The sequence below is a fragment of the bacterium 336/3 genome, from assembly GCA_001281695.1.
Classification (GTDB): domain Bacteria; phylum Bacteroidota; class Bacteroidia; order Cytophagales; family Thermonemataceae; genus Raineya.
Map to the genome: position 1 here is coordinate 2,908,517 of LJIE01000001.1, position 15,962 is coordinate 2,924,478.

General features: G+C 31.5%; 12 protein-coding genes and 2 pseudogenes. All 14 read right to left on the reverse strand.

Annotated features, from left to right (window positions below):
• Positions 1–8: 8 nt before the first annotated feature.
• Positions 9–761, reverse strand: coding sequence for a hypothetical protein (locus tag AD998_13500; GenBank protein KOY87022.1), 753 nt, complete (start codon positions 759–761; stop codon positions 9–11).
• 2 nt (positions 762–763) lie between these two features.
• The gene (locus AD998_13505) at positions 764–1,198 is read right to left on the reverse strand and encodes a hypothetical protein (GenBank protein ID KOY87023.1); all 435 of its coding nucleotides are present in this window, start codon (positions 1,196–1,198) and stop codon (positions 764–766) included.
• A gap of 178 nt (positions 1,199–1,376) precedes the next feature.
• A pseudogene (locus tag AD998_13510) lies at positions 1,377–3,290 on the reverse strand (hypothetical protein).
• A gap of 2,120 nt (positions 3,291–5,410) precedes the next feature.
• Entirely contained in the window at positions 5,411–5,956 is a 546-nt protein-coding gene (locus tag AD998_13515) for a heme NO-binding protein (protein KOY87024.1), read from the reverse strand.
• Between the two features lie 4 nt (positions 5,957–5,960).
• Positions 5,961–7,310 (reverse strand): regulator, encoded by a 1,350-nt coding sequence (locus tag AD998_13520; GenBank protein ID KOY87025.1) that lies wholly within the window; start codon positions 7,308–7,310, stop codon positions 5,961–5,963.
• A gap of 116 nt (positions 7,311–7,426) precedes the next feature.
• A complete protein-coding gene (locus AD998_13525) occupies positions 7,427–7,774 on the reverse strand; it encodes a hypothetical protein (GenBank protein KOY87026.1) in 348 nt (115 codons plus the stop codon).
• 200 nt (positions 7,775–7,974) lie between these two features.
• Positions 7,975–8,493 (reverse strand): hypothetical protein, encoded by a 519-nt coding sequence (locus AD998_13530; GenBank protein ID KOY87027.1) that lies wholly within the window; start codon positions 8,491–8,493, stop codon positions 7,975–7,977.
• A 49-nt stretch (positions 8,494–8,542) separates the two neighbouring features.
• The gene (locus tag AD998_13535; GenBank protein ID KOY87028.1) at positions 8,543–9,019 is read right to left on the reverse strand and encodes an Appr-1-p processing protein; all 477 of its coding nucleotides are present in this window, start codon (positions 9,017–9,019) and stop codon (positions 8,543–8,545) included.
• Position 9,020: 1 nt separating this feature from the next.
• Positions 9,021–9,617, reverse strand: a complete 597-nt coding sequence (locus tag AD998_13540; GenBank protein ID KOY87029.1) for a hypothetical protein — start codon at positions 9,615–9,617, stop codon at positions 9,021–9,023.
• A 24-nt stretch (positions 9,618–9,641) separates the two neighbouring features.
• A complete protein-coding gene (locus tag AD998_13545) occupies positions 9,642–10,208 on the reverse strand; it encodes a hypothetical protein (GenBank protein ID KOY87030.1) in 567 nt (188 codons plus the stop codon).
• Positions 10,209–10,232: 24 nt separating this feature from the next.
• The gene (locus tag AD998_13550) at positions 10,233–11,261 is read right to left on the reverse strand and encodes a hypothetical protein (protein KOY87031.1); all 1,029 of its coding nucleotides are present in this window, start codon (positions 11,259–11,261) and stop codon (positions 10,233–10,235) included.
• Positions 11,262–11,370: 109 nt separating this feature from the next.
• On the reverse strand, positions 11,371–12,285 hold the full coding sequence (locus AD998_13555) for a hypothetical protein (GenBank protein ID KOY87032.1): 915 nt from the start codon (positions 12,283–12,285) through the stop codon (positions 11,371–11,373).
• Positions 12,286–12,414: 129 nt separating this feature from the next.
• Entirely contained in the window at positions 12,415–15,114 is a 2,700-nt protein-coding gene (locus tag AD998_13560; protein ID KOY87033.1) for a D-alanine--D-alanine ligase, read from the reverse strand.
• A gap of 205 nt (positions 15,115–15,319) precedes the next feature.
• Positions 15,320–15,931, reverse strand: a pseudogene (locus AD998_13565) (hypothetical protein).
• Positions 15,932–15,962: the final 31 nt, after the last annotated feature.

A 15,962-nucleotide genomic window follows, 5' to 3' on the forward strand; every position in this document is an offset into this window, starting at 1 on the left:
ATAATCATTTAAAATGCTCCTTTAAAAATAACAGCTGCTGTAAGTGCTGTTGTAAAAGGGATAATGATGGATATTCTCTTGTCAAATTCTTTATATTTTTTGGCAGGTACTACTACCACATCCCCTGGTTCTAGATTGATATTTTTCTTTAGATAATCTCCTGATTTTGTAAGATTGATGTTGGCAACATGTACATGCTCCCCTACTTGTCTGAATACCTTAATATGCTTTACATTGGCATAAAACTCAAACCCTTTGCATTTGGCAATCATTTCAAGAAGTGTATTTTTTTCTTTATCTATTGTGATTACTTGTGGGTCTCTAACTTCTCCTATAATTGTAATTTCTCTGTTCAAGACTTTTACATCTACAATTGGATTTTTTACCCATTCACTAAACAATGTTTTTAGAGTATCTTTGAGTTGAATCAATGTTCTGTTTTTTACATAGAGTCTTCCTATTTTAGGAACTTCAATATTTCCATCACTATCTACCATCAACCATTTGCCATATACTTCATTAGAGTTATAAATACCATAACTTGAGCCAATACCCAAATCATCTTGTTTCCATACACTGATGCTTATTTTGTCATCTTTTCGGATGTGGTACTGATAATTTTTATTGAAGTAAAATATGCTATCTAAAGCAACTGTGCTATTATTGACTTTTTTATCTACAAATAGATTAGTAGTTTTGCATGATGCAAAGAGTAGCAGTGCCGATAGCATATATATGGCAAATATGATGATAGACCTCATAACTATAAATATTGAAAGATTGATTTAAAAATAGAAGGTTTGCGAGAACGGATAATTTCTTTGACTGTTACAATTTTCGTTAAAATGTTTTTTAACTGTTCTTCTAGATTTGCTCCTTTCTGAATATAGTCAAATGCCCCGTTCTTAAGTACATCGATAGCCGTTTGAATATCTTCTTGAGCTGAAATCATCACTGTGAAGATATTAGGGTCATATCTTTTGATTTTTCTAAGAACTTCATAACCATTGTAAGTATCCATACAATGATCTAAAAATATAATATCTGGTTTTACATGAATTTGATTTAAGCAGTCTAAGCCACTTTCAAAAAGTGTTGTGTCTGTTTGACCTTGATTATGAATAATCTGTTCAACCATATTCAGATGAAATATATCATCATCTACTATAAATATTTTAAAATTTTCGCTTCTAGACATAATCGTAAATATTTTAATGTTTGATTATATCTATGCCAATTAAATACCAAATAAACAAAATACTGATAATCAAAAAATTACGTATAAATTCAATTTGTTTTATTTCCATAAAAAAGCAAAAATCCATAATTTGGAAAAATTATGGATTAAATATGATATTCATAAAAATTTAACTTTTCTATACTTTTATTTTTGAGGCGACAACTCGCAATGATTCTATGATTTCTATTACTAGTGAAGTCAAATTCTGTTTATCAATATTTTCGATAGGATATTTCTCTAAAACTCTAATTTTGTCTTTTAGAGAAATTATATTCATTTGGTCTATACTAGGTTTAATTTTATGAGCTGTTTTTTGTAGAGTTACAATATCCATCTCTGATAAAGCTTTTTCAAATACTTTAGTATTTTCCTCTACAATATTACAAAATATTTGAAGCATTTTTTGAATGAAAGCTTCATTACCTCTACTCATTTCTGTCAAATATGACAAATTAAATAATTCCTTTGGTTGTTCATCTGGTTTTGCATCTGATAATTTTTGTATAGACTGATTTAAGTAATGCTCTATTTTCCTAAAGAATTCTTGTTCATCATAAGGTTTGGTAATAAAATCGTTCATTCCTTTAGATAAATACAATTCTATATCGTGTTTAAAAGCATTGGCTGTTAGGGCTATAATAGGTATCTCTAATTTTAGGGTGTTTCGGATATATTGTGTAGCTTCTACACCATCCATTTCAGGCATCTGAATATCCATTAAAATCAAATGAAAAGATTCTTTTTTCAATATATCAACAGCTATTTGTCCATTTTCAGCCTCTACAATATCACATCCTAAATATGCCAAACTTTGTACGGCTATAAATCTGTTCATTTCATTATCTTCTGCAAGTAGTACCTTACAACCTTTAAATTCATCTTTTTTAATGTTATTACTTTGTGTTATTAATTTTGAAGCTTCTCCAATAGGCAATTCCAGTTCAAAAGTACATTTCGTTCCTTTTCCTTTCATACTTTGCACTTCAAGTTCTCCCCCCATTAGTTTTACCAAATCATGAGAAATAGCCATTCCTAAACCAGTGCCTTCAAATTTGCGATTTGCAGAATCTTGTTCTTGAGAGAATTTATCAAAAATTCTTGAAATAAATGCTTGTGACATGCCTATTCCACTATCTTCTATTTCAAACTTGATTTTTTGTTTATTTTCTGATATTTCTATAACATTAACTGAAAGACTCACAAAACCTTCTTCTGTAAATTTGATAGCATTTCCTATCAAGTTAATTAAGACTTGCTTTATTCTAACCTCGTCACCAATCAAAGCTGGTTTTATATCAGGACTTACCTGAAGTCTGAAATCCAACTTTTTTTCTTTTGTTTGTGAGTACAAAATACTTTGTACGTTGTATGCTAAAGCATTCAAACTAAACTCTTTATTGATAACATCTAACTCTCCAGACTCAATTTTTGCGATATCTAATATATTGTTTACAATAGTTAGTAGATGTTTAGCCGAAGATTCAGATTGTTTAACATAAAACTGTTGCTGTATATTAAGATTTTCCTTGTTGAGCTGTCGAACCATCCCAATAATTACATTTAAAGGAGTTCTAATTTCATGGCTCATATTCGCTAAAAACAATTCTTTAGCTTTAGCTGCTGCTTCCGCAAACGATTTAGCTTCTGCAAGCTGTTTTTCAAGAATTTTTTGTTCTGTTATATCCAGATGAATCCCTATACTTCCTATCAATTGCCCTTTATCATTGTAGTTAGGTGCTCCACTGATAAACCACCAACGTTTTTCACCTTTTTTATTAAAAACTTCTAACTCATAACTATCCGAAATACCATGCTCTCGAGCTTTATTTTTTGTAGCTATCATCTCTTTTTTATCCGCCTCAATAAACTTTTCTGATGCTTTACACCCTTTCAGTTCGTTTAAGGTATATCCTGACATTTCACAGAAACTCTGGTTAGCAAAAATGATGGTATCATCATTATCTACTTCCAAAAGCCCCAAATTCATGTTTGCGATAATATTTCTAAATTTCTCTTCTTGAATAGTTAATTGTTTCTCCCATTTCTGTCTATTTCTGATATTGATGAGCATTTGTCCAAAAAGAAACAATAATCTTTTTTCTTTTTCAGAGTATTCATGATGTTTTTGTACAGAATCGAAACCCACAAAACCTACCAATGTTTTACCATCTATCATAGGAATTGAGATTAAACTTTTTATACCTTGAGGCTCTAAAATAGATTTAAGTCCACCTTCTCCATCATCTTCAAGAGCTAATACATCTGGAACATAGAAAGGTTCACCTTTTTTATGTTTTTCTACCCATTGAGGAAAGAACTCAATAGGAACATCTTGAAGGTTATTAATTTCTGCACTTATATTGTTATAACACCATTCATAAGTATTGGAAGTAGTATTATTATCAAAATCGTAGTCAAAAATATAAGCTCTGTCAGCTTCCACAAAAAGCCCTAATTTCTCTAAAGATTTATTGATAGTAGTTTCTACTTGTCCCAAGTCCAGATTGATATAAGTAGAAGCAATATCTATTAGAATTTCTTGCAATCTTACCTCTTGAATCAAGTTATCTTCTGCAAAAAACTGTGAAGTTCTATCTACCAATACTCCATCTATACGAATAGGTTCACCTTTTTCATTATAAATAATTTTTCCTTTATTTCTTACCCATTTTACTTCGCCTGTGTTGGTTACTACACGATGCTTTACAGTATATTCTCCATACTGTTTGAGTGTTTCTAAAACTAAAGATATAATAGATAAATCGTTTGGGTGAATAGCCTTTTCCCACCATTTTGGAGTATCAAACCAATAATCTAATTTTTCACCCAGTAATTTTTCAACAGAAGGGGTAGCAAAAATAAGTTTATAGTCAGGTAAACTTGCTGACCAAACTACATCTGTCATTTCATTAAAAATACTTTCTAATTTTTGTTTAGCATCAAGTAATTGGTTTTCAGCAAATTTTCGTTCTGTAATGTCTCTTGAGTTAGCTACTACAAAACCTTTTCCAGCTATTTCCAAATATTGGACAGTTACTTCCACAGGAAAATATTTTTGAGTAGCTTGGTTTGTATTGACACCCTCTATAACCAGTGTTTTATTAGATTTAAGATAGTTTATATGTTTTTCCCATTCTCCTTCTTTTCTGAAAATCGCCTCAAAATCTTGAACTTTGTATTTACTACATTCTTCTTGTTTGATTCCTAAACGTTCTTCTGCAATTTTATTGATATAATAAAGTTCTCCTGTTTCTGTTGAAATTTGGAATGCATCAGATGTATTATTAATTAAATTTGAAAGAAGCTCTAAACGTCTGTTGGTCTCAATAAGAGCAAATTCACTTAATTTTTGTTTTGTAATATCAATGGCTAGAGCTACAAGTTCTATTTTTTCCTGATTGTAAGACAATTGTACACTTTGTCCAAGCCATCTTTCATCTCCCTCTTTCGTCAGAATCGGAAATTCAGAATAAGAGGAGTTAACATTTTTATCTATTTGGTTTTCTAACTTTTCTACAATTTGTTCTTTGAAATCACTTCGTATAATATCTTTTACTTTTTTTGTTAAAATTTCTTGTGAGCTATAACCTAAAATACCTTCTGCTGCAGGATTCACATAAATAAAATCTAATTCTGCATTAATTTTATAAATAATATCAGAAGCCTTATCAAGCATACTTCTATATTGAGCTTCAGACTTCTTAATTTGCTCAGACTGAGCCTTTAACCTACTTAAAAGTAATTTTATTTCATCATTGTTAATCTCTATTTGCTTGAATATATGTAAAAAATCGAAAGTAGGGTCGTGTAATGCAAAGTCTTGTAAATAGAGTTTTTTTTCTTTGAGAAAATCTATGTTTTTTACCCAAGGTGAACCTATAAATAAGAGTGTATCCTTTTCATAAACTTGCTCAAATTGTCCTCTAAAAATTATATCATCAGTTTTATATCGAATGAAGAAGACTTGTCTGATATTTTCAGAAATATCTTTTACCCCCCAATTTGTGATATAGGGACGTTCTAAAATAAATTCAGAAGTAAATAAACTTCCAGTAATATCTCCAAACAGTTTTTCACTACTAATTCCTTGCGAAACAATAGCCCCTTGTGCATCAAATTCGATATAAAATGGAAATAGTTTATCTAATTGTTCTTTCGAAAATTTTATATTTAGTTCCATACAACTTTGAAGACCTTGTGTGTATATTTTTCATTTTTGGTTTCAATGAGTTCTAAAGCAATAGGCACATCATAGAATTTGCCTAAACCTGTCAGAAGCCCATGAACAAAGTCTGTAAGCCCTATACGTTTTGAAATGTAATGTACATGTAAACTATTTTCTGTAATATCACTGATTTTAAACTCAGGAGGAGTCAGCTTTGGATATATCATCATGACCCGATTATGAAATAGTGGTAAGTTTATTAGAAAATCTCTAAGTGAATTTCCACCACTTTCCATCAGATAACCATATTTTTCTTTTCCAGTCCTTAATATCCACCATTCACCAAAAGCCTTCAAGACATCCGAAATAGATATATTCATTTCATCAGAAACAGCAGTAGCTAATTTAAAAGTCACCTCATCATCATAAGGCTCATTACTGATAAAAAAGTCAACATCTACCCCACTGCGTTCTTTGACAGATTCCCATTTTTCAGAACCGAAATTTTCAACAACCAATTCTTCAATTGCCTTATTTACAATACCATACATAATCTTAGTCTATTTTGATTTCACCATTTTTGATAAGATTATAAATTTTAGATTTGCCAATATCCAATTTTTCAGCCACCAACAACACATTACTATCATATTTCTTTAGATAGTGGCTAATAATTTCGTTTTCGTATTCTTTTAAAGTTTTTTCAGTCAATGAATAAGTTGGATTATTATTCAATTGGTAAAAAGTAATATCTTCTGCTTTGATTTCATTGTTATTACACATTACACAAGCCAAGTCTATCACAGCTTTTAATTCTCTGACATTACCAGGGAAAGTATATTTTTTAAGCTTTGTTTTAGCATCTTCAGACAAGCTAATAGATTTTATTTTATTTTGTTTGCCATATTCATCTATAAAATATTTAGCCAAAATCAATACATCATTTTGCCGTTCTCGTAATGGAGGTAGTTCAATAGGTAAACCTACTACTCTAAAAAATAAATCTTCTCTAAAATTTCCCTTTTTTACTTCTTCTGCAAGATTTTTATGAGTTGCCGTAATCAGTCTTATATCTATAGATATGGGCTTGTTGCTTCCTACTTTTACAATTTCTCTTTCCTGAATTACTCTTAAAAGTTTACTTTGTAAAGAGAGTTCAAGTTCTCCAATCTCATCTAAGAATAATGTTCCTCCATGAGCTTCCTCAAATTTCCCTTTTTTTGTGTTTAAAGCTCCTGTAAAAGCACCTTTTTCATACCCAAATAGTTCACTTTCTACTAAATTGGAAGGTATAGCAGCCATATTTATTGTAATAAAAGGCTTTTTCTTTCTTTCACTATGATAGTGGATAGTCTTGGCAAAAACTTCTTTTCCAGTTCCTGTTTCGCCTGTTAAGGACACATTAATATTTGATTGAATTGCCTTTTGAACTAATGAGAATGTTTTTTTGATGGCATCACTTTTTCCTATTATACTATCTTCTAAAGCATATTTATGTTCTAGTTGTTCTTTTAGTTCTTCTACCTCTTTTTTAAGTGAAATATTCTCTCTGATATTGATAACAGACTTCCAAAGTAGGTCTTTGGTATGCTCATCTTTGATAATATAATCTTTAGCTCCTGTTTTGAGTAGATTAACAGCCACAACAATGTCTTCTTGTCCACTTATAATAATAACTGGAATATTTTTATTTCTATTCTGGATTTCTTTGAGGAGTTTTTCACCTGTCATATCAGGCAAACCAAAATCCATACAAACTAAATCAGGTAGCTTATACAAGTTATTGAGTAAATCTTTGGCTGTTACAAACAAAGATATTTCATAATCAGGGTTTAATGAAAGATGATGTTGCAATAATTGCCCATACCAAGGGTCATCTTCTACAATAAAAACTTTAAAATTCATAGTGGTGTTTTAAAGCATACAAGTATATCTTAATTGAATAAACCAATATATGCTTTAATTATTGAAATCACAATAAAAAAAGTCCTAAAAAATTTAGGACTTTTTTACATTTTAGGCTAAACATTCCCTAGTTCTTGCCTTAGGAAATATACATTGGGGTTATAATCAGCTAGGTTGCTCAAATCATTTACTTTCTTGCTTACTAAGTTTTCTATATCTTCTTCATTATAAGATTCCAAATTATAACTATTTCCAAGAAAAGCATTCTCTTGAGAAATTTTAGAAATACTCTTAGCTGGTAGCTTATCTACTTTATAAAAATATTTCATGCTTTCATTTTCCAATGAGTTTCTCCATGTAGAGTACACCAACCCTTCTAACTCTTGGCTTGAGGAATTCACTAGATACAAGTCATTATTAACTTTCAAGAAAAATATAATGTCTTCTTTTTCTAACTCTTTCATATTTGTATTGTGTTTGGTGTGATTAACTGTAACAAAGTAATCTAAACACTCCGTAAAAAATGTGAGGAGCAAACAAGATATTTTAAGAAGTTTTATTAGATGTGAAAACTACCCGACTTTTTATCAAAAAAAGTAAGGAAGAAAGGCATATATCCTTCATTCCTTACTCATTTCTAAACACTTGACAGACAAAATAATATTTATTTGGGTATGAATTTTACAAACTTATATTTATCTGAGATAATGGCTGTTCCCCATTTTTGGGCATCAGCTAACGGGATGGCATTTACTTCGTACCAAGCACCCTTTTTATTGATGATTTTAGTATAGTAAAAATCATCATCATATACATCTGCCTTATATCCACTATCTTGTAGAGACTTTTTTAAGCTTTCTTTGATTTTATTGTATTCTGCTTTTTTTGAACGCAAGTAGTAACTATATATTTGTGTTTCCACCCACTTTCCTTTTGAGTCATAAACTACTACACTGGCTCTATCATGGTCTCCAATGGTTATATAACCATTTTCATGTTCATAAGTATAAAAATCTGATTCAATTTTAATTCGTTTTTTAGCATCAGATAATATTTTATCAGATTTATATTCGTAATTTTTGACAGGCTTACCATATTTATCAAAAGCTTCATACAATATTTGAGCAGAAGCTTGATAAACAAACAAGAAAACAAGCATAAAGCTTACAAAAACATTTTTCATAGTGTTACGAATTTAGATGTAAAATTTTATAAAATGAAAACTACAAATATCATTCAAAATCGTAAATTGTTGTAGAAATATTATTGGCAATCAGTGTTTTTTCAATGAGAGGCTCTATTTTCTCCCATTTACCACCTGCAAGCCCACAGCCAATTCGGGGCATGTGTACTGATGCACCCAGTTCTAAAGCTTTTTCTGCTAGTTTTTCCAAACATTCTTCTACAGCTTCGTAACGAATCGGGACACCATTGCTACCCGTTTTGATACCTTGTTGTCCTATCATATTGGCTACATAGATGTATTCTTCTACTTGTACAATTTGGATACTACCCAGTTTAAAATCGTTGCTGGCTCTATCTCTGTGCCATTTTCTGTAAGCTTCTTCTGGTTCTTCCCATCTTTTGGAAATGGCTACTACAAAACCTTTTCCCCAGCCTCCTATATTATTACAAATATGAGCAATAATTTTAATGCCTTTCGCCTGTGGAGATGTCGCATCTCCTTTGATGTAATTAATCTGAAGCATTTTAAATGATTATTTGATATAACTTGTAGATAAAAATAGGGTTTTCTTTTGATATATGTAATTGATTCAAAGATGAATTTGAAGCATTCATAAACTCCTCTGTTTTTAGAAAAATTTGAGCATCTTTATGGGCATCAAATAATTTATTTTCATTGAGTTTAGATGCATGATAGTGAAGTGATAAATATTCTAAAATATTACACTCTTCAAATCTAACTGCCAAGTTAGGAAATCTATCATATCCTCTCCAAAATATAAGAGAATGCAGTTGAGTATCACATACATCGTAACCTAAAAAAACCGTCTGCTCATTTTGATATTTTAATTTTACATCTTGTTCTGAAACATTTATACATTCCACCACATCAAAATCTTCACCCAATGTTTTAAATTCTTTCGCAATTTTAATAGCATCAGATTTTTCTTCAAAAAAACCTCGCTCATCACTTTGATTAGCAGCTTCTAACCAAAATTTCCATTTATCTAAATCTTGCTCTGTAATAGAATTATTTCGAAATAAACCAGCCCGACATATCCCTTTATAACTCGTAGATATGGTTTTATCTACATAATTAAGCAGCAATAAATATTTTTTCATGTCAAATGTTGGAAAAACTCTTCCTTATTTTTTTCTTAATTCATATTTGAATCCTAAACCTATAAAATAAGTTTTTAGTTCTTCCCATTTCTGACGATCAAAACTATATTTTCTTTCATCATCTTCAAGCTGATAGTTCCGGCAGTTAAAACAAATATTGATATAAGAAGTTTTTCCTTCTAAAAACAGAATAATCGCATGGTGAGGTTCAAAACAAAACGATGTAAAATCTGTTTCTGGCTTATTGTCTTTTGCAAGAATATGAATAAGCCTTACTCTACTTTTATTGGATATTTTGATATACTCTCTCACTACACTTTTATTTATTTGATTCTCTTTTACTATTGGTTCTGAACCTATACCAAAAGATGTATGACTAATTAAAAACACACTATCAGCTTCTTTGATAGCCTTTACCATTTCTTTATTTTGGTTATATTTTGCAGTATCTATGCTCAGAGAATCTTGTAAAGGAAGTTCCCTAAATATCTTTTTTGCTATATATTTCTGATGACTTTGTGGGTTTTTATCATCAGAACATCCAAAAAATATAAAAATAAAAACTATCCATTTTATCAAAAGTCCTTTCATGGCTTATAGAATTAACTAGTTTTTTTATAGAACAATATTCTCCCAATCTTGTAGTTCTTCTGTAAGGATTGGGTTTCCATATACATAGATTTTACATTTATCTAAACTTTTAAGTTCCTTTGGAAGCGTTTTGAGTTGATTATTTTCTAAATATAATTTTCGTAGATTTTGTAACTGACCGATTTCTGCTGGCAGATATTGCAACTGGTTATCTTGTAGTGTCAATTTCTCTAGATTTTGTAACATCGTTATCTCCAAAGGCAGTTTTTCTATATTATTTCCAGAAAAATTAAGTTCTTGTAAATGTTGTAATTGACTAATTTCTGCTGGTATCAGGTGTATAGAATTATCTTGGATAAAAAGTCGTTTTAAACTCTTTAGCTCACAAATTACCATCGGAAACTCATCGAATTGGTTTTCAGACAAATCTAAGCCTTGTAATTTTTGCAGAGAACCGATTTCTTCGGGTAAATTTTGGAGTCTGTTTTCTCTTAAAGTCAGATTTTTTAAATTTTGTAGCCTTCCTATTTCGGGAGGTATAATGGATATCTGATTACCAGTCAAATACAACTCTTGTAATTTTATCAGTTCACAAATCTCTGTTGGCAGATACTGTATCAGATTATGCCCTAAATACAGTATTTCTAAGTTTTTTAGCTCTTTTATCTCTGAAGGGATCGCCTGTAACTCATTGTACACCAAATCTAATATCCGAAGGTGATTCTGTTCTTTTATTTGAAAAGGTAATATTTTTAGCTGATTATCTGCCAGATTCAGATAATGAAGATTTTTGAGCAAAAAGATAGATTTGGGGTATTCTTGTAAGCCCTTACTCAATAAATTTAATCTTTGAATTTTGTTAAAAGGTGTTTCAAAATCCCATGCTTCATTTTCTATCAGAAAAGCCATTAAAGCTTCATATTCTTCGAGTTTTACTTTAAAGTGTACTTCAAATTCAGTTTCATGGTTTTTTAACAACAGAAAAGCCAAACGAATATTTTCGCTATCACCACTTTTTAGTAAATTTAGTATGTTCTCAAACTCTAGAGACATCTTTCTAATATTACTTCTATAATATAAGTTTCTTCAAACACAGTACGAACATTCATTCTTAGTTTATCGTAACTCATTTGATTAACTTCTTTTCCCATATAGTAATTCTCTATAATGTTGAAACTAATTCTTCTATAGCCTCTTTAACAGTTGGTACATGAGTACATACTCTAGGATCCATGAAATTTCCTCCAAACCCACTGTCCTCTTCAGAAGCTGTCAAACTTATTTTTTGTAGTTTTTCTTTTAGTTCTTTTGGTTTTAGCTCCCTCAGACTCCAAATACACATCACTTGTAAAAAAGGTGGTGTTTCTTTATTTTCTATAAATTTCATTAAAATATTTTTACTTTCTTGTGTATTATAAGCTATTAAAGCCCTAACTGCTGATATTTGCAAATGAGGGTTATCTTCAAAATCAACAAATGGATTAATTTTTTCAAAAAAACCTGTTAAACGAAGATGATAGATACACTCTAATGCCACATGTTGATAATAAAAAGTTTCCATATTCTCTTTACTTGGTTTGACAGGCTGTATTCCTAAATATTTATCTATCAAGCTATTTATATATTTTTTATCGTAAGATTGGTTATGATAATTATTAAAAATAGCTATCATTGTTTTTTCATATGTTTCAATGTCTATCAATGCTTGATGATAACTGTGGCGATAAGTTGCAGCAACTTTATTTTCATAAATATACGCAAAACCAGATGTGGGTGTGGGTATTTCATAGTTTCCTTTTTTATCTTGTTTTATAAAAAGATAAAGCTCATCATTTGTCTCAAATTTAAATTCTGGTCCATGCCCTCCTGACATACTACAAATTCTAAGTAAGTAAAAACCAGAAATAAATATTTCTTTATCAAGTTTACTTCCTGCTAATTGTTTTATTATCTTGATTCTCATCCCTTTTTCTTCATCAACTGATAAAACTTTTGCAAATACAAAATAATCAGCTTCTTTCATTATTTTATCTTGCCAAGGCTCATCCCAAGTAGTAGCAAATACAGACTGCCACATTAAACAAAAAGCTATCCATAAGGATTTTATTAATTTCATATCACTAAAATTTTATGCTTTTAAATATAAAAAAAGGAGTTTGAATATTCAAACTCCTTTTAATTTATAACTCATCACTTATAACTCAAATTACATTCCTCTGCCGTATTCCAAGATTTTATCTATAAATTGGTAGGGTTTGTAGTTTTCGAGGGCTGCCTGATGGAAAATGCAGGTAGCAGGCGTCATGCCTGGCAGAGAGTTTATTTCAATAATAATTGTTTCCACCCTTCCGTCTGCATACACACGCACAAAGGCATCAATACGACAATAGCCTTCTACATTCAATATTTCAGCCGTTTTCTGGAGGGTTTTACGTACTTCTGCCGAAATTCGCTTGTTTTCGTCAAGTGTTTTGGCAAATCTGGCAGGTGTAATATTCTGCCCCTCTCCTGCCAAAAATTTCTCTTCAAGGCTCAACACCTCACCTGTGGCAAGCGTTTCGGAAGGCTCAAAAACATCATAGTTTCTGCTTCCATCTGCGTTGCGTGTAGTGAGCATCCCTCCTGTTATTTCCAAGAAATGAACAGCCTCTTTCTTCTCAATCAGTTCCTCTACTAAAAAGTATGTACGCTTTGGGAATTCCTCTCCTGTTTTAAGTTTCAAAACCTGACTGGGTTGTGGTAAAAAGGCATCCATATCCCTGAAACTCATTTCAGCATAAGCCAGTAACTCCTCTCTCGATTTGATTTTCTTCACAGCAGAGCTACAACCATCATCAGCTGGTTTGGCTATGATTGGATAACCAAATTCCTTTTCCAAAATATCTATTTGTTCACTCTGATTTTCAAACCACTTATCTTTAAAAACAAGCTGATGTTTGGCTACCAAAATACCTTTTTTAGCTAATATCTCGTTGGTTTCGTACTTATTGATGGTAATTTGAGAGCTTTCTACTCCTGAGCCGTTATAAGGTAAGCCTACTTTAATGAGTTCTTTTTGTAAAGCACCATCTTCACCTGGTCTGCCATGTAAGGCGATAAATACTTCATCTACAAGGTTTTTAAGGTCTTGATATGATATTCTTTGAGCATCAAAAATAACTTTTTGAGCATACTTTTGGGTTATTTCTTTGGCTTCGATTCTAATTTTCTCTAAAATTTCATGTTTTTTAGTATGCTGAGCTTTTTCCTTGATGTCATCAGCATTGTCTTTGAGCATCACATTAATCGGAATCAGATATAATTCGTGGTGTTCGTCATTACCTGTCAGAAACACAGGTATCGGCTCATATTTGCCAGAAGAAGCAAGTTTTTCGTAGATATTTCTACCACTTTCCACAGAAATATGCCTTTCTGATGAATATCCACCCATCACAACAGCCACCTTGATTTTGGGTGTTGGGTTATTCTGGTTATTTAAAATACCTTTGTCTAAAGCCTCTAATTGCTTGGTAATGAAATAATTATTTTTAGGCGTCTTTGCCCTTGCTGCCAGCGAAGTTCTAATAATATAAGTCAGGAATTGAGAAGGATTTAGCCCTATCTCTGCCGCCTGATGAAAAAAGAAAGAGGAAGGCAACATTCCTGATGTAGTGTTGGGGTCGTTGAGATAGATTTCTCCCAAAGCATTGATGAAACCATCAATACGAGCATATACATCAGCTTTGATATTTTTGAATAATTTGCAACATTCTTGTCTGATAGCTTCTATTTGTTCTTTGGGCAAATCTATAGGTGTTACTTTTCGGCTGATACCAGGTAGATATTTTGCTCTGTAATCAAATAAATCAGCTTTTTTAACAATTTCGGTAGGTGGTAATGCTACAGGTTCACCATTTTCGTCTTCAATGACAATACACGAAAACTCTTTTCCAATAATGAAACGCTCAATCAGGATGCTTTCTTCGTGGCTTACAGCCATCAAAACTGCCTTGTAATGATTTTCTGTAAGTAATACGTCCAACTGTTTCCAAAGCTCTTCAGGATGGTAAATAATGCCTGCATCTTTGAGATGATCTCTTGTACCATCTAAATTTTGAGCTATCAAGTGTAATTCTAGTGGAAAGCCTACACCTTCACGAATATCTGTAATATGTGTAATAAATGCCCAACGTTCTTGTTCTGAATAGTTTTTCCATTTTCTACCAGAAATTTCTTCAATAAAAAACGCTTTGGAAATCAGTTGATGAAAAGCATGATTATCTTTTTCGTTGAGAATCGAAATACCAATAGAAGAACCCTGATTCGGTGCTTTAATCACCATTGGCAAGCCAATTTTAGCTACGAGCCACTCTAAAATATCGCCTTTATAAAAATTTTTCAGATAATCTTTTTTCTTAATAGTCAGATATTTGGGACGCCTGAAACCATACTGAGCCAGTAAATCTGCTTGTACGCTTTTATCTGTTCCGATAGCTGAGGGTAATATTCCACAACCCGAATAAGGTAAGCCATACCACTCCAAAAGCCCTTGAATAGCCCCATCTTCGCCTTGTGAGCCATGAAGAGCCAAAAAAGCAAAATCGAAAAGGTTTTTAAATTCGTGGGGTTCTATTTTCTTGCCTACTTCCGAAATAATATTTTGCAGTTTTGCATCATCCAAGTTTTGCACAGATTCCAAATAAATCTGAAAATTTTTGGGCTGATAAGCTGTAGGTGGGAAAAAATCTCTGATTGTTCCTTTGTATAAATACTGCCAGTCTAATAATATAAAATTGCCTAAACTATCTACAAAAATAGGAATAGGCTCAAAAAGTTCTTTGTTGAGGTTATCATAAACGGTTCTTCCACCAGCAAAAGCTATTTCACGCTCTCTGGACTGCCCCCCGAAGAAAATACCAATTCGCATAAACGAGTTCTGATTTATAAATGAAGAGATTTGTGTGTTTTATTTATTGAACTCGCAAGTTATGAATTTTTTCAGGAAAAAGACAAGAAAACTATTTTTACACCTAATCAAGCCCTAAAACAACCATTTTAAACAATTCAAATTCTTCAAGGCTTACATCTTTTGCCCAAGATGTTTGGGATAACTCTAAAAAACTGAGGTCTTTTTTCTTGAAAAGTCTAGCATAAATTACCATAGAAGCCAAAATGCTTGCTTTTTTGGTTGGATGTAAGCCGTCTGTTTCGTAAAACGCCACATCAGGCATTTTTTCCCATACTTTCTTCCAAGCAAGCCCTACAGAACTCAATGAGGCATTCACAAATTTAGCAGCTTCTGTATAAGAATATATCACATTGTCAAAATCGAAAAAACGAGATTTCATAGCCCAAACCATATACAGATTTAATTCTGTTCCATATTTTTTACACTCATTAGCATATTTTTGAGTATAGTTTTTAAGCATCTGTTGCGATTCGGGTAAGGCAGAAGAGCCTTGTTGGGCTACCATAAAATCGAAATGCTCTTTTTGAAGGGCATTTTGAACTTTCCCTTCATTCCAATGGTCTTCTAAAGAATAATCGGGATTTGTAAAACTGGTAGTTTTTATTTTCTGGTTATCTATTTTTCCAATTTCTTCAAGTAGTTTAGGAATATTATGATAATAAGTAAGACTATTGCCTACAAAAATGATTTTTATAGTTTTTTTAGTTTGCTTTTTCTGAGCATAGATTTGCCCAAATGCTACTGATAAGAAAATAAGGATGTAGAGTTTTTTCATACAAAAGGTTTATTTTTATAACGTTCAAGAG